The sequence below is a fragment of the Vibrio sp. RC586 genome (genome assembly GCF_000176715.1).
Lineage (GTDB): Bacteria > Pseudomonadota > Gammaproteobacteria > Enterobacterales > Vibrionaceae > Vibrio.
Window position 1 is genome coordinate 92,127 of the sequence record NZ_ADBD01000004.1, and the last position, 23,469, is coordinate 115,595.

General features: G+C 46.8%; 16 protein-coding genes. 12 read left to right on the forward strand and 4 right to left on the reverse strand.

Going from position 1 to position 23,469, the window contains the following annotated elements:
• Window positions 1-36: 36 nt before the first annotated feature.
• The 3 genes from VOA_RS16135 to erpA all read right to left on the reverse strand — a co-directional run bounded on the left by VOA_RS16135 (window position 37) and on the right by erpA (window position 4,708).
• Window positions 37-3,159, reverse strand: coding sequence for an efflux RND transporter permease subunit (locus VOA_RS16135; RefSeq protein ID WP_000494528.1), 3,123 nt, complete (start codon window positions 3,157-3,159; stop codon window positions 37-39).
• Window positions 3,160-3,169: 10 nt separating this feature from the next.
• Window positions 3,170-4,267, reverse strand: coding sequence for an efflux RND transporter periplasmic adaptor subunit (locus VOA_RS16130; RefSeq protein WP_000484651.1), 1,098 nt, complete (start codon window positions 4,265-4,267; stop codon window positions 3,170-3,172).
• 99 nt (window positions 4,268-4,366) lie between these two features.
• A complete protein-coding gene (erpA, locus tag VOA_RS16125) occupies window positions 4,367-4,708 on the reverse strand; it encodes an iron-sulfur cluster insertion protein ErpA (RefSeq protein WP_000005738.1) in 342 nt (113 codons plus the stop codon).
• 280 nt (window positions 4,709-4,988) lie between these two features.
• Here erpA and hemL point away from each other — a divergent pair, with 280 nt between their 5' ends.
• Entirely contained in the window at window positions 4,989-6,290 is a 1,302-nt protein-coding gene (gene hemL / locus VOA_RS16120) for a glutamate-1-semialdehyde 2,1-aminomutase (protein WP_000167261.1), read from the forward strand.
• Between the two features lie 62 nt (window positions 6,291-6,352).
• On the opposite strand, the gene VOA_RS19750 is transcribed toward hemL, so the two are convergent.
• A complete protein-coding gene (locus tag VOA_RS19750) occupies window positions 6,353-6,508 on the reverse strand; it encodes a hypothetical protein (RefSeq protein WP_000172661.1) in 156 nt (51 codons plus the stop codon).
• Window positions 6,509-6,544: 36 nt separating this feature from the next.
• Here VOA_RS19750 and VOA_RS16110 point away from each other — a divergent pair, with 36 nt between their 5' ends.
• The 11 genes from VOA_RS16110 to VOA_RS16060 all read left to right on the forward strand — a co-directional run bounded on the left by VOA_RS16110 (window position 6,545) and on the right by VOA_RS16060 (window position 23,451).
• A complete protein-coding gene (locus VOA_RS16110) occupies window positions 6,545-7,630 on the forward strand; it encodes an AI-2E family transporter (protein WP_001290821.1) in 1,086 nt (361 codons plus the stop codon).
• Between the two features lie 74 nt (window positions 7,631-7,704).
• Window positions 7,705-8,727 carry a 16S rRNA (guanine(1207)-N(2))-methyltransferase RsmC gene (gene rsmC, locus VOA_RS16105; protein ID WP_001165078.1) on the forward strand — a complete coding sequence of 341 codons (1,023 nt, stop codon included), beginning with the start codon at window positions 7,705-7,707 and terminating at the stop codon, window positions 8,725-8,727.
• Window positions 8,728-8,789: 62 nt separating this feature from the next.
• Window positions 8,790-12,323, forward strand: coding sequence for a response regulator (locus VOA_RS16100; protein WP_198006565.1), 3,534 nt, complete (start codon window positions 8,790-8,792; stop codon window positions 12,321-12,323).
• Between the two features lie 679 nt (window positions 12,324-13,002).
• Window positions 13,003-14,673, forward strand: a complete 1,671-nt coding sequence (locus VOA_RS16095; protein WP_000880701.1) for an ABC transporter substrate-binding protein — start codon at window positions 13,003-13,005, stop codon at window positions 14,671-14,673.
• 169 nt (window positions 14,674-14,842) lie between these two features.
• A complete protein-coding gene (locus VOA_RS16090; RefSeq protein ID WP_000540338.1) occupies window positions 14,843-15,829 on the forward strand; it encodes an ABC transporter permease in 987 nt (328 codons plus the stop codon).
• 2 nt (window positions 15,830-15,831) lie between these two features.
• The gene (locus VOA_RS16085; protein ID WP_000646274.1) at window positions 15,832-16,857 is read left to right on the forward strand and encodes an ABC transporter permease; all 1,026 of its coding nucleotides are present in this window, start codon (window positions 15,832-15,834) and stop codon (window positions 16,855-16,857) included.
• Between the two features lie 2 nt (window positions 16,858-16,859).
• A complete protein-coding gene (locus tag VOA_RS16080) occupies window positions 16,860-17,843 on the forward strand; it encodes an ABC transporter ATP-binding protein (RefSeq protein ID WP_000126483.1) in 984 nt (327 codons plus the stop codon).
• Between the two features lie 41 nt (window positions 17,844-17,884).
• Window positions 17,885-18,880, forward strand: coding sequence for an ABC transporter ATP-binding protein (locus VOA_RS16075; RefSeq protein ID WP_000042561.1), 996 nt, complete (start codon window positions 17,885-17,887; stop codon window positions 18,878-18,880).
• Between the two features lie 54 nt (window positions 18,881-18,934).
• A complete protein-coding gene (locus VOA_RS16070) occupies window positions 18,935-20,659 on the forward strand; it encodes a glycoside hydrolase family 9 protein (RefSeq protein WP_001176425.1) in 1,725 nt (574 codons plus the stop codon).
• Complete coding sequence (locus VOA_RS16065; RefSeq protein WP_001110424.1) at window positions 20,656-21,528, forward strand: N-acetylglucosamine kinase; 873 nt, start codon at window positions 20,656-20,658, stop codon at window positions 21,526-21,528. Before VOA_RS16070 ends, VOA_RS16065 begins: the two co-directional genes overlap by 4 nt.
• Window positions 21,529-21,537: 9 nt before the next feature.
• The gene (locus VOA_RS16060) at window positions 21,538-23,451 is read left to right on the forward strand and encodes a beta-N-acetylhexosaminidase (RefSeq protein ID WP_000122117.1); all 1,914 of its coding nucleotides are present in this window, start codon (window positions 21,538-21,540) and stop codon (window positions 23,449-23,451) included.
• Window positions 23,452-23,469 lie beyond the last annotated feature (18 nt).

Below are 23,469 nucleotides of genomic sequence, written 5' to 3' on the forward strand. Positions count from 1 at the left end.
CATTTCGCTGGCCTTAATGATCTTGAAAGATGGGGATTAGCTGCTGGCTTCGTCATTAACGTCAAGCTCCTCACTCACCGTACTTTTTCGGCGTCCCAACATCAGCAAACAAGGTGTGAGCACCAAAGTCAGCACAGTCGCAAATGCTAATCCTCCTGCAACCGCCGTTGCTAACTGAGACCACCACTGGGTACTGGGCGCACCAAACTCAATTTTCTGATTGATGATATCGATGTTCATTTCAAGCACCATAGGCATCAAACCAAGAATGGTCGTTACCGTTGTTAACAATACAGGGCGCAAGCGCTGAACGCCGGTTCGTAGTATCGCCTCTTCACGGCTCATACCCCGTTTTAACAGTTGGTTGTAAGTATCAATCAATACAATATTGTTGTTAACCACAATCCCAGCAAGAGCGATAACACCAATCCCTGACATAACAATCCCAAACGGCTTTTGGAAAATCAGCAGTCCAGCAAAAACCCCGACCGTGGAGAACAACACGGCGGTCAAAATTAAGAAAGCTTGGTAAAAACTATTAAATTGGGTGATCAAAATGATCGCCATTGCGGCCAGCGCAATCATAAACGCTTTTTCCAAAAATGCGGCCGAGTGTTCCTGCTCTTCATTCTGACCACGGATCTTAAACTCGACACCATTAGGTAAATTGAGCTCTCGCAACGCTTGTTCAATCGCTGGCAGCTCCAATGCTAAGTTGTAGCCTTCTTTAAGATCCGCAACGACACTGAGCACTCGTTGCCCATCGATGCGACGAATCGTATCTTGTTTAGGCTCTGGAGTAATTTGGGCAAAGTTGGTTAACGGCACTAACCCTTGCGCTGTTTTGACTCGCAATTGATCAAAGCGTCCAATATCACGATACTCGCTCGGATATCGCACCAAAATATCGACCTCTTCATCGCTATCATCTGGCAAATAATCGCCAATATTGAGCCCATTGGTAACGAACTGTACGGTATTCCCGACTAGCGTAGCATCTGCGGCAAAGCGAGAAGCGTCATCACGCCGAATAGCAATTTTCCAATCAATCCCCGGCTTGCTGCCGTTATCACTCACATTGGTCAACGCAGAATGCGCTTCCGCCCACAACCGCACCTGTTGAGTCGCTTTCTCTAAATTTTCTGGAACTCGCGCAGAAAGCTCGATAACCAAATCATGTTCAACCGGAGGACCCGCATCAGGAAACTTGTACTCAATCTCTACTCCAGGAAAAGCATCTGTGACCTGTTGTAACTCCTCGATAATCTCTTTGACGCTGCGCCGATACTGCCAATCAACCGGAGTGATCTGCACCACCCCAATTTCATCTTCTCCTCCCGTTCGCGTGTATACGCTTTCAAATTCCTGATGACCGAGCATCACCTGCTCAACATCCCGCATGATGTGATCTTTTTCATCAAGCGAAAGATCACCATAAGAACGCACTTTGACCGAGAAAAAGGGCGGATCCACTTCAGGAAAGAACTCTGCCCCCAGCCCCGCTTTCGCATAAGCAAAAGCGATCGCAACTGACATAAGGAGAGCAGCGCATAAGATCTTGACCGGATGACGAATCGCCACCGCTAAGGTTTGGTAATACGCTTTCGTAATACCGGTTGCTTGAGTAAAGTCGCCATTATGCAGGGCCACCATACGAGCTTGATTGGCCTGCGTAACTTGCTGTGGTCGCCCAAATAAACTGCCTAATACCGGAACAAACAACAATGCCATAACCAATGAAGCACTTAGAGTGGCAATCAGGGTCATCGGTAAGTATTTCATGAATTCGCCGGTAACATCAGGCCAAAACAGTAAAGGGGCAAACGCCGCTAATGTCGTGGCTGTGGATGCCGTAATTGGCCATGCCATACGTTTGGCGGCATCTCGATAGGCTTCTGTGCGATGCATCCCTTCTTGCATACGCCGATCGGCAAACTCTGTCACCACGATCGCCCCATCCACTAGCATCCCAACAGCCATGATCAATGCAAATAGCACGACAATGTTGACCGTGAGACCAAATACCGCAAGCACCAGTAAACCCGCTAAAAATGAACCAGGTATCGAAACCCCAACCAGTAGCGAAGTTCGCCCCCCCAAGATCGCGATGATCACTATCACAACCAAAATGATGGCGGAAAGGATGTTGTTTTGTAGATCATTGAGCATGAGTTTGACATCTTTCGACTCATCCCAAATCGTTTTCACTAACAAGTTATTCGGCCACTCTTCGCGAACTTGCGCTTCGGCTAATACCGCTTTAACCAGTTCAACGGTTTCGATGATGTTTTCACCGGAACGCTTTTTGATATCGAGCACAATTGCAGGTTTGCCATCTAAGCGAGCATAACTTTCTGGATCTCGAAAAGATTGCCGAACGGTCGCCACATCACCAAAGGTGATCACTTGTTTACCCTCAACTTTGATGGGCAATTCAAGAACATCTTTTAACGATTCAAAAACAGAGGGAACTTTGACTGAAAACCGACCGTAGCCAGTATCGACAAACCCAGCGGCAACCACACGGTTATTGAGCGCTATTAGGTTGTAGATATCGCCTTGGTCAAGGCCATAACTTTCCATCAGCAGTGGATCAACGACAATTTCGACAATTTCATCACGATCTCCAGCAATTTCTACTTTGAGGATCTGACGATAACTCTCCAATTTGTCTCGTAGCTGACGAGCAATTTGCACTGCTGTACGTTCAGGCACTGTACCATAGAGCACCACGGAAAGAACCGGCTGTTCAGCCGCTAAAGTAACTTCATTGACCGTGGGTTCATCACTGTCGGTGGGTAATTTCGGCTTGGCTAAATCCACCGCATCACGGACATCTGCCATCGCTTTAGCTAAATCAACACCAACATTGAATTCCAAAACGACAGAGGCATTTCCTTCAGAAGCGGTGGCCGTCATCTCTTTTACCCCTTCGATAGAACGTAATTCTTGCTCTAAAGGGCGAACAATCAGCCGCTCTGCATCACTGGGAGAGATACCCTGATGACCAACGGAAACATAGATGATCGGAATCGTTACATCGGGGCTTGATTCTTTAGGTATGGTGATATAAGTCGCCCCCCCTGCGACCAAAATAAACACCAATAGCGTCAACATGGTGCGCGTACGAGACAGCGCCGCATCAATCAAAGTAAACATGGTGCGGCTCCTAGTGTGTCGTCAGCTGAGTAGCGATAACAGCATCCCCATCGCGAACAAAACCTTGTCCACGAGTAATAATATCGACTTGCTCACCCAACCCTGTTAACCAAACACCATCTTGCTCAGCTTTAACCAGTTGGATTGGTACAAAATGAACTCGCTCACCTTGCAAAGTTTTAACACCTAGATTGCCTACTTCATCAAGCGCTAACATAGCTGGAGTTATTTTGATGGCCGCTTGTGTCATCAAGCTAATTTCCACTTCAGCACTCACTCCAGCTGGAATGGTTTGCTGTGGGTTATCCATTTCAACTTCAATGGCAAAGGTATTGGTTGCTGGTGATGAAAGCCTTGAGATGTAACGCACTTTACCTTGAGTCAGACTCCCATCAATAAAGCGAATCCGAGCAAGCTGCTCCAGCTGAACATGCTGAATATGCCGTTCGCTGACATCCGCTTCTATCACCAATTTATGGAGATCTATGATGGATGCCACGGGATCACCAATTCCGACAAAATCGCCTTTTTCAATCGGCAACGCTTCGATGACACCATCGAAAGGAGCACGGACTTGAGTATTCTCCAATAAACGTTGTACCGTACTGAGCGAGGACTGTGCATCAGTCAATGCCGCAGCGGCATTGGTAAAGGCCACTTCACCTTGTAAACCTTTATTCTTCAAAGCATTGGCTGCATTAAACTCTTGCTGACGAACTTTAAGTAGTGCTTTGGCACGCTCTAATTGCGCATCTAAATCACCTTTATCGATAACCGCAATCACTTGTCCTTTGCCCACTGTCTGGCCTTTGGCGATTTTGATTTCAATAATCCGCCCTGCGATTTCAGCACCGATTTGGGCTTGTCGATCTGGAGCTGTTCTACCATAGAGTTCAATTACCTTGTCAGTCTGTGCGGCCTTAAAGGTCTGATAACCGACTTTAGCTAACGGGACTTGAATTTCTGTGGCAGTTTGCGTTTCTTGTGCATGGGGACGACCTAAGCCTAGCCATACGACTAACACGATAATGAAGAGAAGGGATATCAACCAAGGTTGATTGACAAGAGAGTCACGAACCTGACGTAAAGATGTGGTTACCGGAAACATAAATATTCCTTATTGTTATGACCGCGCAACATCCTAATACGCAGTGTCGGCCAGCCGAGAACTCGGCTAGCCTTATTGTTCCTGAATTAAAGATCAGGTTTAAACACTAAATGATGCACCACAACCACAGGTTGTAGTGGCATTAGGGTTATTGACAAAGAATCTTGAACCTTCAAGACCTTCGGTATAGTCAACCACACCACCGATCAAATACTGAAGACTCATCGGGTCAACAACCAAAATTACGCCACTATTCTCAATTTTGGTATCACCCTCATTGATGGTTTCATCAAAAGTAAAACCATACTGAAAACCGCTACAACCACCACCGGTAATATATACACGCAGCATTAAAGATGGATTATCTTCTTCAGCAATCAACGCTTTCACGCGCTTTGCAGCTGCATCAGAAAAGGATAATGGAACATTAACTTCGCTCACGATGACCTCTCTCATTCGTGTAAAATGCAGCGGCATTACGGATGCGATGCGCTACATATCTAATAGTGATAATGCCGCGATTATCCAATACCTGAGTTGGCCGTTCAAGTATTAGCCTTAATACGAATGCATTTGTCGAATAAATTCACTTTATTCCATGCGTTTTTTGAGTCGTAGACAGGGAAAATCGATCAAAATGTAGCGAAAACATTTCACCCTATGGGTCATCGGCGTACAATGCGCCCCAAAATTGCTCCGATTTATCATAGAGGAAAGTAGCATGACCAAATCAGCCGAGTTATACCAAAAGGCGCAAACCACCATTCCTGGTGGGGTAAACTCTCCAGTTCGTGCATTTAACGGGGTTGGTGGTTCACCGATTTTTATTGATCGTGCCAATGGCGCGCTGATTTTTGATGCCGATGGTAAAGCGTACATTGATTATGTTGGCTCATGGGGACCTATGATTCTAGGCCATAACCATGCAGTGATCCGTGAAGCGGTCATTCAAGCAGCGCAGCGTGGTTTAAGTTTTGGAGCACCAACCGAAATGGAAATCACTATGGCAGAACTGGTTTCTGAACTGGTTCCTTCTATGGAACAACTGCGTATGGTGAACTCAGGTACTGAAGCGACCATGAGTGCTATCCGTCTTGCTCGTGGTTACACAGGCCGCGATAAAATCATCAAATTTGAAGGTTGTTACCACGGCCATGCGGACAGTTTGTTGGTTAAAGCCGGCTCTGGTGCTTTAACGCTTGGCCAACCAAGTTCTCCAGGCGTACCTGCCGACTTCGCTAAACATACCTTAACGGCACGTTTTAATGATTTAGACTCAGTACGTGAACTGTTTGCTGCCAATAAAGGCGAAATCGCGTGTATTATCGTTGAGCCTGTGGCTGGCAATATGAACTGCATTCCACCTGTGGAAGGCTTCCATGAGGGACTGCGTGAAATTTGTGACCAAGAAGGCGCTCTGCTGATTTTTGATGAAGTCATGACCGGTTTTCGTGTTGCATTAGGCGGCGCACAAGCGTACTACAACATCAAGCCTGACTTAACCACACTCGGTAAAGTAATCGGTGGTGGTATGCCAGTCGGTGCTTTCGGTGGTCGTCGTGAAGTCATGCAATACATTGCCCCAACAGGTCCGGTTTACCAAGCTGGTACATTGTCAGGCAACCCTATCGCGATGGCAGCAGGCTATGCATGCCTGAGTTTACTGCGTGAAGAGGACAACGAAAAACGCTTAGCTGCGCAAACCAAGCAACTGGCTGACGGATTTAAATCCCTAGCGGATCAACATGGCATTCCACTACTGGTGCACCAAGTCGGTGGCATGTTTGGCTTCTTCTTCACCGAACAAGAGAAAGTCACGTGTTATGAAGATGTCGCACGTTGCGATGTAGAGCGTTTCAAACGTTTCTTCCACTTGATGTTGCAACACGGGGTTTATCTCGCTCCATCGGCTTTTGAAGCAAGCTTTACTTCACTCGCTCATGGTTCAAAAGAGATTGAAGCAACGCTGGAAGCCGCCGATCGCAGCTTTGCAATTTTAGCAGCAGAAGCAGAGAAAGCTTGACCAACAGCACACTCCCGCTTTTCAAAGGCAGCCACGGCTGCCTTTTTTCATTCAACAAAGATTTATTGCCAGTAATAGATACTCACCAGCACTAAAGCACAAATCACAATACCAAACCACGGAATCACTTTACGTTTTGTTTTCTTGTCACAACATTCGTTTTTATCACAACAGCCCATCTCGACCTCTGGATTGCTAAGCAACTGAATTAGCGTCATTATAGCTCGTCAATTTCCTTTAAGGGGATAACTCCCGTGTCAGAAAAAATCAAATTAGCCTCTAGCCACCGTGTATTAGTCGTGGCGCTATTGGCCTCTGCACTCGCCTGTTACTGGTTGGTCGAGCCTTATATCAACTCCATTGTCATGGCTTTCATCATTTCTTTGTTGATGTTCCCTATCCACGCTTGGCTTGATAAAAAACTACCATCACACCATAACCTCTCGGCCTTTCTATCCTGTGTGGTACTGACCGTCATCGTGGTGATTCCGCTGCTGTTTATCTTCGGAGCGATCGTTCAACAAGGTTCAAAATTCTCCCAAAATTTGTACGCTTGGGTAACACAAGGGGGAATTCAAGAGGTATTGAATCATCCTTGGGTCGTCAAAGGGTTAAGCCTCGCTAATCACTACCTCCCATTTGAAGAAATTAGCCCACAGCAAATAGCCCAACGAATTGGGCAATTCGCGACTACCTTCGGCACTAATTTAGTCAGTATTAGTGCGAAAATTCTCGGCGATGCGACCAGTTTTGTAATGAATTTTTTCCTAATGCTGTTTGTGCTGTTTTTCCTACTGCGTGATCACGACAAAATCATCAGCGCGATCCGCCACATTCTTCCGCTATCACGTAGCCAAGAAGATCGACTGCTGAATGAAATTGAAAACGTGTCAAAATCGGCTGTAATGGGCTCTTTTTTAACCGCAATAGCCCAAGGTTTAGCGGGCGGTATCGGTATGTGGTTAGCCGGATTCCCAGGACTCTTCTGGGGAACCATGATGGGCTTTGCATCGTTTATACCTGTTGTGGGTACCGCTTTAATCTGGATCCCTGCCACTCTCTACTTATTCTTAATCGGTGAAACCTCATGGGCTATTTTCCTCGCCATATGGAGCATTGCCGTTGTGGGTTCTATCGATAACCTACTACGCCCATTCTTGATGCAAGGCAGTGCGGGGATGAATACGTTAATGATTTTCTTCTCGCTACTCGGTGGTATTCAGTTGTTTGGTTTAATTGGCTTAATTTATGGCCCACTGATTTTTGCGATTACCATGGTGCTGTTTAACATCTATGAAGAAGAATTTCGTAGCTTTTTAGATCAACAAGATAACAGTTGAAGAACTGCAAAAGGTTTTATTCCACGGGCAGAGTGTGCGAAAATCTGCCCCCTTTTTACTGAGTAGAGCGCTCCATGCAACACTATACCGCACCGACTGAAATCGCCCTTCGTCAACTCGATTACTTTGTAGATAAGCACGTGTTGGTCGCGGGCGAGGCTGAAGATCGCTTTCCAATCGAACTTAGTCAACATTGCGCCTCGGTATCTGTCTTCACCACCCATTATGGCTATTACTCTCAACTTAAAGCACATTCGAACATCCAGTGTTACTTTGGTGAACAGTTAAGCGATGAAGTCCACGCCGATCTGATCTTGCTTTACTGGCCAAAAGCCAAGCAAGAAGCGGAATACCTACTTGCAATGCTGTTGGCTAAACTCGGTACTGGAACAGAGATTGTCGTGGTAGGTGAAAACCGCTCCGGCGTGAAAAGCATTGAAAAAATGTTCTCCGCCTATGGTCCGATTCATAAATATGATTCTGCTCGTCGCTGCTCATTTTACTGGGGGCAATGCTTAAACACGCCTGCAGCATTCGATATCAGCCAATGGTTTAAATCATACTCCGTCAACTACCAAGGCCACGGTTTGACAATCCGCAGTTTACCTGGTGTTTTTAGCCATGGTGAGTTTGATCTTGGAAGCAGACTACTGCTCGATACCTTACCTAAACTTGATGGCAAGGTGATTGATATAGGTTGCGGTGCCGGTGTTTTAGGTTGTGTCATGGCAACGCTCAATCCTGAGATTGAACTTGAAATGACGGATATCAGTGCTCTTGCGATTCGCTCTAGCCAAGAAACGCTACAGGCCAACCAATTACGCGGCAGAGTCTATCCATCCGATATGTTCTCCGATACCGGAACTCAATACGATTATATTGTCACCAACCCGCCTTTCCACTCAGGATTGGATACCAGCTATAGTGCAACGGAAAATCTCTTAGCAGAATCAGTGAACCATCTCGTGCCTACTGGTTCACTGTGGATTGTGGCAAATAGCTTTCTGAAATATCCTCCGATCATCGAGCAAGCGTTTGGCCGGTGCGATATTGCAGCCAAAACCAGTAAATTTGCCATCTATCACGCAAAAAAATAACTCCTTTTATTTTGCCGCTTTTGACGTAAATCCCCCTTAAAAGCGGCACTTCTCTCACAATTTTGCGCCTACGCCCACGCTTTAGCTTGGACTTACTTGTCAAAGTAAAAAAACTCGTTAATTTCGTTACTTTAGGTTTTTCTTGTCATTCACCCACTCCTGGTTGGCAATCGCCACCGAGTTTCACCAAAAGTAACGCCTTAATTATGTTTAGGTTCTATCGGAAACAAAAATTCAAGCGCCTGCAAAATACGCTGATGGCGGCGTTTCTGGCGCTCAGTATCATTCCACTCACGATTACCGCGCTGTTTTTCCTGCATTCGCACAGCAAAGATCTGGAAGAACAGAGCACTTCATACCTCGTTTCAGTACGTGATACAAAACAGCAGCAGGTCATTGACTACATGATGGCTAAAGAGTCAGAAGTGATGGGCTTTGTCCGCTCAGAACTTGCCTATGCCAGTGGCGGCCGATTTTATGGGCTAGTCAACGCTTTTCAGCGGCTAGATGTCAGCATAGAAGCGGCGCGTGAACATGCTCAGCAGCGCTACATTCCGGGCTCAGGCGATCAAATCAAAACCTCTGTACTACCACAATCGAGCAGCTACGTAGGCAGTGAACGTTATCGACTACTACATAAACGCTATCACTGGGCTTATTTAGAGCTTCTTAAACGCTCGGATTTTGATGACATCTTGCTCGTTGATATCGATGGCAATGTAGTTTACTCCATCTATAAATACGATAATTTCGGAACCAACTTATTAACAGGGAAGTATCAAGATTCTAATCTTGGGCATACTTTTAAACGCCTAGAACAGACCGTTAATGAGCAACGCAAAACCAATGAAGACTTTACTCCGATAGTGATCTCCGACTTTGTGCAAGAAGATGGAAAACAGTATGCCTGGCTTGGGGCTCCGATTATTCAACAAGGTTACTTGCATAGCTATGCGATGTTCCGACTACCGAGCAATGCGATCACTAAGCTGATTGCTGATGGGAATAACAACCCTTCGATGCAAACGATACTGGTTGGCCAAGATCATCGCTCACGAACGTTAGCCTCTGCAGAAATTTCTGTTGAAAAAAGCAAAGAGGTGGTTGATTTAGCCCTCTCGGGTAAACGTTCAGTGGGGACTTACACCAATACCGATGATGAAAAGATCATTGCCGCCTACGCGCCGATCAATCTCAATAGTATCCACTGGGCATTAGTGGTTGAATTACCTGAAAAAGAAGCATTTTCTCGCGTACGTCAATTAGAGAAATTGTTCGTCTTTGCCATGCTCACCGCGATCGTTCTCGTGGTAATTGCTTCCCATTACCTGTCTAACTTCATTACCTCACCGCTTTTGAAACTAACATGGGCGGCAGAGCGCGTTTCCGCAGGTGATCTCGATGAAGCAATGATTAACACCGAGCGTAAAGATGAAATAGGTCGTTTGGCAGTCAGCTTCGAACGTATGCAACGCTCCATTCGCGAGAAAATATTGCTCATCAAATCGCAAAACAAGGAGCTAGAAAATAACCTACTCATCATTCGTAAGCAGAATGATGAGTTACAGCTCGCGAACAAACTCAAAGATGAATTCCTCGCCACCACCTCACATGAGTTACGCACGCCTCTGCATGGCATGATCGGCATTGCGGAAGCCTTAGTCTCCGGAGCTAATGGCCCATTAACTGCAGCCCATAAGTACCAACTCGACATCATCATCAACAGTGGGCAACGCTTAGCAACCTTAGTCGATGACCTGCTCGACTATCATAAAATGCGCTACGGTGCGTTGGATATTCAAAAGTGCGCAGTCGATTTATCAAGTGCAACACGCTTAGTCTTGGAACTATCACACCATTTATTAGGCAAAAAAATGCTGCGCATTATTAACCAAGTGCCAGAGCAAGCCGTATGGGTTTCCGCGGATCCACAACGCTTAGAGCAAGTGCTGTATAACCTGATCGGAAATGCCATTAAGTACACTTCTGAGGGAAAAATCGTCATTTCAACAACTTATATGGACGACAAAATCCGCGTGCAAGTCGTTGATACCGGACAAGGCATTCCCGCCGATCAACTGGAGCAAATTTTTGAGCCATTAATCCAAGCCAGTCGTGATGCTAGCCGCTATCGCCAAGGTGCTGGCTTAGGGCTTTCTATCACTCGCCAATTAATCGAATTGATGGGCGGAACCCTATATGTAAGTAGCCAACCAATGGTTGGTACAACATTCAGTTTTACTCTGCCGTTAGCCATCCAATCCGAGATTGAACAGGCTCGCTTAACCGAATTGCCTCACTTCCAAGCCCCTGAAATATTGGATACGGAGCTGCCAGAACAAAGTACGCTGCCTGAAAATGAACACGGTCCATTACTTCTAGTGGCTGATGACGAACCGGTTAACCTCAGAGTATTAGACAGCTTTTTACGCCTTGAAGGCTATCGTGTTCATACCGTACAAGATGGAAACGAAGTATTAGAAGCCGTAAAGCGTGAAAAACCAGAACTTCTACTACTCGATATCATGATGCCTGGGATGAGCGGCTATCAAGTATGTGAAAAACTTAGACAAACTTACGACCATGCTGAACTACCGATCATTATGCTAACCGCTCTCAATCAGTCTGACGACCGAGTGAGGGGATTTGAAGCGGGAGCGAACGACTACTTATCAAAGCCATTCAACAAGCAAGAGCTCGCTGCACGTATTATTGCCCACCTCACCGCTAGCAAAGCAGAATTACGCCGCATTGAAAATGCGCAGTTGCAAAAAGAGCTGAAACATCGCGCGATGGTGGAAGCAAGCCTTCTTGAAACGCAAGGTCGCTTACTGGAACAATTAGAATCTGCGCCGGAAGCCATTTTGTGTGTGAAAGAAGGTAATAAGGTGCGCTTTGCCAACGAGGCCGCTTCTCGCCTATTTAGACGTACACCTGAGCAGCTTAAACGCTCGAGTGCAGAAGAATTGATTGCACCTAAGTATCTCAACATCGATCAAGAACATTACTGCGGCAATATCGATGTCTATGTTGATGATGTGCGACAACATTTATCTGCCGATGTCCTGCGCTTGCCTGAAGGCTCGGGCTTGCAAGCCATGTACATTTTTAATGTCGGCGGCAGTATTAATGCATCGCGTATTTACAACCTAGAAACTGCGGTAGAAGCACTTTCTAGCTACGCCTTCGAAGGCGATAAAGATAAGTTACAGCAGCTCAAAGAATTAGGAGGCGAATTTACTCGACTCGCCGATAAAGCCTCCGGTGAGTATCAGTCCAAACAAGATTTGATGCGTAGTGTCTTGGTCGAAGCCATGACCAGTGCTCTTGATTATTGGGAGCGTGTTTCGGGACAAAGCAAATTTACCTTTGCAGAGCAAAGTGGCTTATGGCGCGTTTATCTTGACCGCAGCACCTTACAAACACGAACTCTAGACAAATATTTACGTATCGAGACCCTGCCCAAAACACCACGCTGGAGAACGGTTCTAAACTCGCTTGATTACATTCTTGAGCATTGCAAAGAGTCCGGTCCGGATCGTGCCCATATCGAAATGCAGCGCGATAAATTACAAAAGCTGCTCACCACTGAATAAGTTTATTATTCTATAACCAAACCCACCGCTAGGTGGGTTTTTTATTGATTTCTTCCCTCTCAATAGATATCAAGGCGAATTCTCAAACTTGCCGATTCCGCACCAGTCAACTTGATTTACATCGTTAAAAAAGAACCCAATACAAGGGTAAATCACATCAACCAGAAAGGGATAAAACGGTAAGAAAAGACCTAAATAGGGGGCATTAGCCAAGCCATTGTTTGAGATTGCGAAGGGAATCACAACAATTCGCCAGATTTAATTCAATCGATTAAATTAACGTAAATTCCTGCTAGTGAGCAAGATCTCGCTAATGAAAAGGATGATAAAAAGCCTTAATTTAATTGAATTAAATAGTTAGCAACCACTAACAAAAGTCACTCTAGCCCGCGACTTTTGCGAGGTGAATCACCTCGCGCTTTTTGTATAAAAATCACACATCAAAGAGCATTTTGACGTTAATGACGAGAGGGGTAATGGTTTTGACGTTTTTAACGGGAATTGGAATTGATAAATTTCTTGGCAAGGTGTCTTCTTACTCCTGCCAAAGGCCTACAGGCCACTCATTTATCCCCCTCCCTCCGACGGGCGAAAGTTATGAGGTAGGTCTTGGAGAGTGTTTATCAATTGATGACATTCCATCCATTAGTGAAATGAAAGCAACTAGTAAGGAACAGCTATGCTTGCCAATATTAAAAAAACAGCACTAGCCGCTGCAGTAATCGCAGCAGCAACCAGTGTTTCAGCTCCAGCGTTTGCACGTAGTGAGCTAACCATCGTGCCAGACTTCTACCCTACAATGGTACGTAACTTTAACCCGTACCTAGCAACTAACCTGCGTACAACCACTGACTTTATCTACGAACCTCTGGTTGTATTCAATGAGATGAAAGGTAACACACCAGTGTTCCGTCTGGCAGAAAGCTACAAAATGGCTGACGACCTGATGAGCGTGACTTTCGATATCCGCAAAGGCGTTAAGTGGTCTGACGGTGAAGCATTCACAGCTGACGACGTGGTCTACTCTTTCGGCCTGCTGAAAGCGAAACCAGAACTTGATCAACGTGGTATCAACAAGTGGGTTACCAGCGTTGAGAAAGTTGACGAATACAAAGTGCGTTTCCGTTTGTCTGAAGCAAACTCAAACGTACCTTATGAAATTTCTCTGATCCCTATCGTTGCTGAGCACGTGTGGAAAGAAGTGAAAGATCCAACCACCTTCACTAACGAAAACCCAGTAGGTACTGGTCCTTTCACCGTGATCGACACTTTCACTCCACAACTGTACATCCAGTGTCGTAACCCGAACTACTGGGATGCTGCGAACCTAGAAGTTGACTGTCTGCGTGTTCCACAAATCGCAAACAACGACCAACTACTGGGCAAAATCGTTAACTCTGAGCTCGACTGGACTTCTTCATTCGTTCCAGATATCGACCGTACTTACGCCGCAGCGAACCCTAACCACCACTACTGGTACCCAGCAGCGGGTACTCAGGCGTTCATGGTGAACTTCAAAAACCCAGATCCAGCGAAAAAAGAAGCACTGGATAACGTAGATTTCCGTCGTGCGTTCTCTATGGCTCTGGATCGTCAAACCATCATTGATATCGCCTTCTACGGCAGCGGTACAGTGAACGACTTCGCATCTGGCCTTGGCTACGCATTCGAAGCATGGTCTGATGAAGCGACTCACAAAAAGTACAAAGGCTTCAACACTTATGACGTTGAAGGCTCTAAGAAGCTACTGGCAAAAGCGGGCTTCAAAGATGTGAACGGTGACGGTTTCGTAGAAACGCCATCAGGCAAATCTTTTGAACTGCTGATCCAATCACCAAACGGCTGGACTGACTTCAACAACACAGTTCAACTGGCGGTTGAGCAGCTACAAGAAGTGGGTATCAAAGCGAAAGCGCGTACTCCTGAATTCGCGGTTTATAACCAAGCGATGCTAGAAGGTACTTACGACGTTGCTTACACCAACTACTTCCACGGTGCTGACCCATACACTTACTGGAACAGTGCTTACAACTCAGCACTGCAAGCTGGTGAAGGTATGCCACGCTTTGCAATGCACTACTTCACAGACAAGAAGCTTGATGGCTTGCTAGACAGCTTCTACAAAACTGCGGATAAGAACGAGCAAATTGCTATCGCTCACGGAATTCAGAAGATCATTGCTGAAAACCAAGTGACTATCCCTGTTATGTCTGGTGCATGGATGTATCAGTACAATACCACTCGCTTCACTGGCTGGTGGAATGAAGAAAATCCACAGGGCCGTCCAAGCGTTTGGGCTGGTATCCCAGAGCGTCTGCTACACGTACTGGATCTGAAACCAGTTAAGTAATACACGTTCATTTCTTGCGGCGCACGCTGTGCGCCGCCTATCTAAATCCCCTCATGTTGTTAAGCGGACATATGGCGCTCGTCGTCAGGGGATTTCTCGCTCTCAAATTCGCTAGGGGCGAGACCTGAAACCAGAGACAGGACAAAACTGGGTGAGTAAGGTGTAAGTTATGGGTTACTTTTTAAGACGATTGTCGTTCTATTTTGCCGCGTTGCTGGTCGCAGCAACATTAAACTTTATTATTCCGCGTGCCATGCCTGGTGATCCCGTCACCATGATGTTTGCTAACGCAACTGCACAAGTTACCCCTGAGCGTATCGAAGCCATGAAACAGCTTCTAGGCTTTGTGGATGGACCTTGGTATGTCCAATATCTGACATACATCAAAAGCATCCTGACATGGGAACTTGGCACTTCAATCAAATTCTACCCTCTGAGTGTGAATGAACTGCTTGGTGGTGCATTTGGCTGGTCACTGTTCCTTGCCGGTACTGCGGTTATTATCTCGTTTTCGATCGGTTCTGTGCTTGGGATTTTTGCTGCATGGAAACGTGGTAGCCGGTACGACACCTTCATCACACCGGGTATGTTGGTGATTCAAGCGGTACCACAAGTGGTTATCGCCATGCTTGCCATGTTCACTTTCGCTATCGGTTTAGGCTGGTTCCCAACCGGTTACGCCTACACAGCAGGCACAATCCCTGATTGGACAAGCTGGGCATTTATTAAAGATGTGGGCTATCACGCCGTATTGCCTCTGGTCTGTGCTTCGATTGTGCAAATCGGTGGTTTCTTGGTCAACATGCGTAACAACATGATTAACCTACTCGCTGAAGATTACATCACTATGGCGAAAGGCAAAGGCTTAAGTGAAAACCGTGTGGTATTCAACTACGCAGCACGTAACGCTTTACTACCAAGTGTCACGGCACTTTCTATGTCTCTCGGTATGGCGATTGGTGGTCAGTTGATCATTGAAATTATCTTCAACTACCCAGGCTTAGGCACTGTGTTATTTAACGCCATTACTGCGCGTGACTACCAAGTTCTACAAGGTCAGCTGTTGATTATGACTCTGTTCATGCTGTTCTTTAACCTGCTGGCGGACATGCTATACGTTGTTCTAGACCCTCGCTTACGCAAGGGAGGTAAATAATCATGAAAGCACTTTGGAAACTCTTACGTGGCAACCGCATGGCCATGATTGGCGTGACAATCTTGAGCATGTTCTTTCTTCTTGCGGTAGCGGCACCTTTTATTACCTCTCATGCTCCAGATAAACGCACGGGTAATCCACATGAATACCCTGCTTTTGTTGTGAAAGCAGCCAAAGCAAGCCCAGATGGTTGGGTTGCAGAAAACTTAGCGACCGATCGCCGCACTCTAGCGAAGTCGAAAAAAGCCGACCACATACTCGGTACCACGCGTATGGGTCGTGATGTGTGGTCACAAGTTGCTTATGGTGCTCGCGTATCCTTAGCCGTTGGCTTCGGTGCCGGTATCACCGTGTGTTTCTTAGCCACCGTCATCGGCGTCTCGGCGGGTTATTTTGGTGGAAAAATTGATGATTTCCTCACTGCAGCGATGAACATCATGTTGGTAATTCCTCAATATCCACTGCTATTCGTGTTAGCCGCCTTTATCGGTGAAGCGGGGCCTTTGACCATAGCCTTGATTATCGGTTGTACCTCCTGGGCTTGGGGCGCACGGGTGGTTCGTTCACAAACCATGGCACTGCGTGAGAAAGAGTTCGTTAAAGCCGCAGAAGTGCTCGGTGAATCTTCATGGCGCATCATCTTCGTTGAAATTCTGCCAAACCTCATTTCCATTGTGGGGGCAAGTTTTATCGGTTCAGTAATGTACGCCATCATGATGGAAGCCACTATCTCCTTCTTGGGATTGGGCGATCCAAACACCATCAGCTGGGGCATCATGCTGTACAACGTACAAACCTCATCATCCATGCTGATCGGCGCTTGGTGGGAACTGTTAGCCCCTTGTATTTCTTTGACTCTATTAGTCACTGGCCTTGCTCTACTGAACTTCGCGGTTGATGAAATTGCTAACCCACAATTACGTTCACATAAAGGCATGAAGCGTTGGAAAAGCCTTGCCAAGCAAGACCAAAAAGCGCGTGAGCCAAACGTACCACCTCAAAATGCACTTTGGAGCGGAGATAAATAATCATGACTGCACCATTAATCTCAATCCGCAACTTATGCGTGGACTACATTACCGATGCTGGCGATGTCCGTGCCTGTAACAATGTGAGCTTCGATTTAGCCCCAGGCGAGGTTTTTGGCCTGGCTGGAGAGTCTGGTTGTGGAAAATCAACCGTTGCCTTCTCGCTGATGCGCCTCCATAAGCCGCCCGCGTTCATCACCGGTGGTGAGGTGATCTTCAACGGTGAAGACATCCTGAAATACAGTGATGAGCGCATGCAAGCGTTCCGTTGGAAAGAAATGTCGATGGTATTCCAAAGTGCAATGAACGCACTGAACCCCGTTCTGACCATGGAAGAGCAATTTTGCGATGTGATCATGCGCCATACCAATATGACGCGTGAACAAGCAAAACGTCGTGCAGAAGGGCTGTTAGAGATCGTGGATATTCACCCAAGCCGACTCAACGATTATCCGCACCAGTTCTCCGGTGGTATGCGTCAACGCTTAGTGATTGCGATTGCGCTCGCGCTCAATCCAAAAATGATCATTATGGATGAACCCACGACTGCCCTGGATGTGGTTGTTCAGCGTGAAATTTTGCAGAAGATTTACGCACTTAAAGAAGAGTTTGGTTTCTCTATTCTGTTCATTACTCATGACTTGTCACTGATGGTCGAGTTCTCAGACCGTATTGGCATCATGTACTCCGGTGAATTGATTGAAGTTGCGCCTTCAAAACAAATTCTGGAACCCCCTTACCACCCTTATACCAAAGGGTTGGGAAGCTCTTTCCCACCATTAACCGGACCAAAAACAAAACTCACAGGGATCCCTGGAAACCCGCTCAACTTGTTGGAAATCCCTCAAGGATGCCGTTTCCAAGCTCGCTGCGACCGAGTTCATGAAGCTTGTACTAAGGTACCGACCGTACTGCGCCAAATCGAGCATGGCCGTTTTTCTAACTGCCACCTCTACGGACAACCTAGCGCCGCACTCAAACGCTAAGGTGCACGTAAAGCAGTAGCAAAGAATTTCTGGAGACAAATATGAGCAAACCACATGGCGAATTACTGGTTGAGGGAAAAAATCTGGTTAAAGATTTTGCCATCAACAGTAACGCACTCAAACAACCAATGATGCGTGCCATCAACGACGTGTCATTCAAAATGTACAAAAGCCGCGGTTTATCTGTGGTGGGTGAGTCTGGCTCAGGCAAATCCACCACCGCCAAGATGATCGCAAAAATGTATGCCCCAACCTCAGGCGTCATCGAGTACAAAGGTCGTGATATCCAAGAGATCGTTTCTCGTGACGATCTGATGCACTACCGCGAAGGTGTACAAATGGTATGGCAAGACCCGTTTGGTTCTCTCAACCCAACCCATACCATTTTTCACCACATTGCTCGCCCACTGTTGATCCACAAAAAGGTTACACCGGGCAACAAAAAAGAGTTGGAAGAACGTGTTTACGAACTGCTTGAGCAAGTAGGTCTCATCCCACCGAAAGCCACGGCCGCAAAATATCCGCACCAACTTTCTGGTGGTCAGCGTCAGCGCGTTAACTTGGCACGTAACATTGCTGTTGGTGCTGAGGTTGTTCTGGCTGATGAACCCACTTCAATGCTCGATGTGTCAATCCGTGCAGGCGTACTCAACCTAATGGAAGAGATGAAGTTTGAGCGTCAAATGTCACTGCTGTACATCACGCACGACATCGCAACCGCTCGCTATATTGCCGAAGACTTGGCCGTTATGTACGTGGGACACATGGTGGAATGGGGTGATACTGACGAGATCATTCACGATCCACAACACCCTTACACCAAACTGTTAGTCTCAGCGGTACCGGATCCGAAAAAATCGATCCACGAAAAATTGGAAGGCAACAAAGGTGAGATCCCATTATGGACTCCGAATTCTGTTGGCTGTCCATTTGCTGGTCGCTGCTTACACGCATCAGCCAAGTGTCGCGAAGCCTTACCGGAAGTTACTCAGCTATCTGACAACCACTTTGTGCGTTGTTATCTGTTTGAAAAATAAAACTCACTTGCTCCCTGCCTAGCAGGGAGCTTGATCCCTAATGCGGAGAAAATAATGCAGTTACTGACCAACCACATTGGCTATGAAATCCAAGGCCCGAAGCAAGCGGTTTTGCTGTGTGGACAAACACAATTAATGGATGATTGTGTACTTTTGGTTTGCGCTCATAGCCATCAGACCGTTGCAAAATTGTCAATCGAGTGGCATGGCAACGTGGACAACTGGCATCAGGGACAGTTTCATCGTATTGATTTTTCGAATTTCACAACTCCAGGCGACTACTATTTACGCTTGGATCATACTCATTCTGCCACTTTTACTATTGCGCAAGGCGTACTCATGCAGCGTACATTTTCTGATGTGCTGCATTACTTTAAATCGCAACGCTGCACAGGGCAGTTTGATCAACAAGACAAGCAAGTACCGCTGCTGGGCACATCAACCACTGCCGATGTGCGCGGCGGCTGGTACGATGCTTCAGGTGACGTTAGTAAATACCTCAGTCACCTTTCTTACGCTAACTATTTGAACCCACAACAAACACCTATGGTGGTCTGGAACATGCTCAAAGGGTTAGCGGTTTTACAACATCACTCGGGTTTTGCGCCTTTTTCCCGCACTCGCCTCAAGGATGAAGCGTTGTTTGGTGCTGATTTTCTTCGTCGTATGCAAAACTCCGAGGGATTTTTTTATATGACCGTCTTTGACAAATGGAGCAAAGACACCAAGCAACGGGAGATTTGCGCCTACGCGACCCAAAAAGGACATAAATCCGATGATTATCAAGCGGGTTTCCGTCAAGGTGGCGGTATGGCGATCGCGGCACTGGCCGCAGCAGCACGTTTAGAAACGCACGGTGAATTTACTCAAGCGGAGTATTTACAAGCGGCAGAAAAGGGCTATTGGCATCTCAAAGAGCACAACCCTACTTACCTCAATGATGGTGTTGAAAACATTATCGATGAATATTGTGCGCTACTAGCCTGTTGCGAACTTTATCGTAGCACAGAGAACACTCAATACCTGACTCAAGCACGCGAGTGGGCAGAGCGTCTGGCTAAGCGCCAATGCAGTGATGAACAAGTGGCGCACTACTGGTCTGCCACCTGCAATGGTGAACGCCCATACTTCCACGCCTCCGATGCAGGCCTGCCTGTCATTGCACTTTGCGAATATCTGAATATTGAAACGGATACGGCTAACTATGCCCAGCTACAACGGGTTATCGAGCAAGCCTGCCAATTCGAACTAACCATCACCCAACAAGTCACTAATCCGTTTGGTTATCCACGCCAGTATGTAAAAGGCGTAGAAAGCGCGAAACGCACCAGTTTCTTTATCGCACAAGACAACGAAAGTGGTTACTGGTGGCAGGGTGAAAATGCGCGCTTAGCTTCACTCGCCAGTATGGCTTATCTCGCTCAACCTCATTTGAGCACCGAGACAGCCGAACAGCTACAACATTGGGCACAAAATGCTCTGAACTGGATTATCGGACTCAACCCTTACGACATGTGTATGCTCGATGGCCATGGCCATAACAACCCAGACTACCTCCCTCATTTGGGCTTTTTCAATGCCAAAGGCGGTGTTTGTAACGGCATAACCGCAGGATTTGATGATGCCCATGACATCGCTTTTAACCCTGATGGGCAGAAAGATGACATGTTGCAAAACTGGCGCTGGGGTGAGCAATGGATCCCTCATGGTGCTTGGTATCTGTTGGCAATCATCAGTCAATTTGATCACTTTTCAGCTCATGAGGAGCAGATTGCATGAATTACTACGTAGGCATTGATGGCGGCGGCACTTCTTGCCGTGCACGCATTCGTAATTCCCAAGGCGAATGGATTGGTGAAGCCAAAAGTGGCAGCGCCAACATTATGCTTGGCGTTGACGTTGCACTGAAATCGGTGATTGATGCCATCACTCAAGCAGCTCAGCAAGGTGGGTTAACCCAAAACGTTTTTGCCCACATGCATGTAGGGCTTGCGTTAGCGGGAGCGGAGCAAAAAGAGGCGTGGCACGCTTTTATGCAACAGCCTCATCCTTTCGCATCAATCACGCTCAATACTGATGCTTATGGCGCTTGCCTTGGCGCACACCTTGGTGAAGATGGCGCCATCATGATCGCAGGAACCGGTTCTTGCGGCATTTTGCTCAAAGCGGGCAAACAGTACGTGGTGGGGGGGCGTGAGTTCCCGATTTCGGATCAAGGCAGCGGTGCTGTCATGGGGTTACGCCTTATCCAACAAGTGTTACTCGCTCAAGATGATATTCGTGCTCATACCCCACTGTGTGAGGTAGTAATGAGCCATTTTAAACACGACATTGATGCGATTGTCGCTTGGTCTAAAACTGCCCTACCTCGAGATTACGGTCAATTTTCACCGCAGATTTTTAGCCATGCTTATGCGGGTGATGGTTTAGCGATTGAACTTCTCAAACAAACAGCAGCAGATATCGAGATGTTCCTCATCGCTTTGCATCATAAAGGAGCAGAACGAATTTGCTTGATGGGCAGTATTGCTGAACGTATCCAAGATTGGCTCTCCCCACCGGTACAGCAGTGGATTGTAAAACCGCAATCAGATGCTATCGAAGGGGCATTAATGTTTGCCGGTAAATCCGAGCACAACCTGTATTAAGGATGATTTATGAGTTATCGAATTGAATTTGCGGTACTCTCGGAACAAAAACCGGATTGCCGTTTTGGCTTAACCTTACACAACTTGAGTGACCAAGATCTGCAAGACTGGTCGCTGTATTTTGTTATCGATCGCTACATTCAACCAACGAGTGTGACCAATGGGCAGCTAACTCAAGTCGGCAGCTTATGTTCGATTGTTCCGACTGAAAAAGTGTTACCCGCCAATGGTCACTTTTATTGTGAATTCATCATCAAAACTGCGCCTTATCATTTCTATACCGATGGTGTAAAACACGCCTTCGTTCAGCTCAATGACAAACAACCGGTTGAACGTTTCAATGTGGTTGTCAATCCTATTGTTCTGGCTTCGCCATTTCGTGAGCGTAGCCAGATCCCTGCTGTGGAAGCAGCTGAGCTGTGCGCGATCCCTAAACCAAATTCGCTACAACGTTTTAGCGGCGAGTTTGTAGTGAGCAATGCAAGCCAGATTTCTTTGCAATCAGACCTTGCGGAGCGAGCAGCGCACTGGCTAGATCAAGAATTGCATACCTTGCATGGCTTTACCCTCAATGCCGTTGGCCATAGCGATATTGTTTATCGCAGCAACCCAACACTGGATGAGGGGCATTACCAGCTCAACATCGATGCCAAAGGGATCAAAATTGAAGCAGGCAGCCATAGCGGCTTTATGCATGCCAGTGCCACTTTGTTACAACTGGCACAATCTCAAAAAGGCACATTGAGCTTCCCATTGGTAAAAATTGCCGATGCTCCACGCTTCAAGTATCGCGGCATGATGCTTGACTGCGCACGCCACTTCCACTCTCTTGAGCAAGTCAAACGCGTCATCAACCAATTGGCGCATTACAAATTCAACGTATTCCACTGGCACCTCACGGATGATGAGGGCTGGCGTATTGAGATCAAGCGCCTACCGCAGCTAACCGACATTGGCGCGTGGCGAGGTATGGATGAAGTTCTCGAACCTCAATACAGCTTACTGACTGAGCGTCATGGCGGTTTCTATACCCAAGATGAGATCCGTTCGGTGATTAAATACGCCAGTGATCGTGGCATCACCGTCATCCCAGAAATTGATGTTCCGGGACACAGCCGCGCAGCTATTAAAGCGCTGCCTGAATGGTTAGTGGACGAAGAAGATCGCTCGCAGTACCGCAGCATTCAGTACTACAACGATAACGTACTCTCCCCTGCTTTACCGGGCACTTACCAATTCCTTGATATTGTATTGGAAGAAGTTGCAGAACTGTTCCCAAGCCAATTTATCCATATTGGTGCCGATGAAGTTCCAAGCGGTGTTTGGGTAGACAGCCCGAAATGCCAAGCCTTAATGCAAGAGAATGACTATACCGATCCGAAAGAACTGCAAGGTCATTTGCTGCGCTACGCAGAGAAAAAACTCAAGAGTTTAGGTAAGCGCATGGTGGGCTGGGAAGAAGCACATCACGGTGACAAAGTGAGTAAAGACACTGTCATTTACTCTTGGTTGTCGGAAAAAGCGGCGCTCGAGTGTGCCAAACAAGGCTTTGATGTGATTTTGCAACCGGGACAATTTACCTACCTCGATATCGTTCAAGACTACGCACCGGAAGAGCCGGGAGTGGATTGGGCGGGCGTCACACCGCTAGAACGAGCCTACGGTTATGAACCGTTAGCAGATGTTCCCGCTGACGACCCACTGCGCAAGCGCATTTTAGGTGTCCAGTGTGCATTGTGGTGTGAACTGATCAATAACCCAGAACGCATGGAATACATGCTCTACCCACGCTTAACCGCGTTAGCGGAAGGTGGTTGGACAGAGAAATCCCAGCGTAACTGGTTGGACTATTTGGCACGTTTGAAAGGGCACTTGTCACTGCTGGATAAGCAGAACATCCCTTATCGCGCACCTTGGAAATAACAATCCGTAGACATAACA

Excerpts from the sequence above, each read along its gene's own strand:
- VOA_RS16060 (WP_000122117.1), top strand. The coding sequence starts at position 21,538 with ATGAGTTATCGAATTGAATTTGCGGTACTCTCGGAACAAAAACCGGAT.
- VOA_RS16090 (WP_000540338.1), top strand. The coding sequence starts at position 14,843 with ATGGGTTACTTTTTAAGACGATTGTCGTTCTATTTTGCCGCGTTGCTG.
- hemL (WP_000167261.1), top strand. The coding sequence starts at position 4,989 with ATGACCAAATCAGCCGAGTTATACCAAAAGGCGCAAACCACCATTCCT.
- VOA_RS16085 (WP_000646274.1), top strand. The coding sequence starts at position 15,832 with ATGAAAGCACTTTGGAAACTCTTACGTGGCAACCGCATGGCCATGATT.
- VOA_RS16065 (WP_001110424.1), top strand. The coding sequence starts at position 20,656 with ATGAATTACTACGTAGGCATTGATGGCGGCGGCACTTCTTGCCGTGCA.
- VOA_RS16130 (WP_000484651.1), bottom strand. The coding sequence starts at position 4,267 with ATGTTTCCGGTAACCACATCTTTACGTCAGGTTCGTGACTCTCTTGTC.
- VOA_RS16080 (WP_000126483.1), top strand. The coding sequence starts at position 16,860 with ATGACTGCACCATTAATCTCAATCCGCAACTTATGCGTGGACTACATT.
- VOA_RS16070 (WP_001176425.1), top strand. The coding sequence starts at position 18,935 with ATGCAGTTACTGACCAACCACATTGGCTATGAAATCCAAGGCCCGAAG.
- VOA_RS16095 (WP_000880701.1), top strand. The coding sequence starts at position 13,003 with ATGCTTGCCAATATTAAAAAAACAGCACTAGCCGCTGCAGTAATCGCA.
- VOA_RS16135 (WP_000494528.1), bottom strand. The coding sequence starts at position 3,159 with ATGTTTACTTTGATTGATGCGGCGCTGTCTCGTACGCGCACCATGTTG.
- rsmC (WP_001165078.1), top strand. The coding sequence starts at position 7,705 with ATGCAACACTATACCGCACCGACTGAAATCGCCCTTCGTCAACTCGAT.
- VOA_RS16075 (WP_000042561.1), top strand. The coding sequence starts at position 17,885 with ATGAGCAAACCACATGGCGAATTACTGGTTGAGGGAAAAAATCTGGTT.
- VOA_RS19750 (WP_000172661.1), bottom strand. The coding sequence starts at position 6,508 with ATGACGCTAATTCAGTTGCTTAGCAATCCAGAGGTCGAGATGGGCTGT.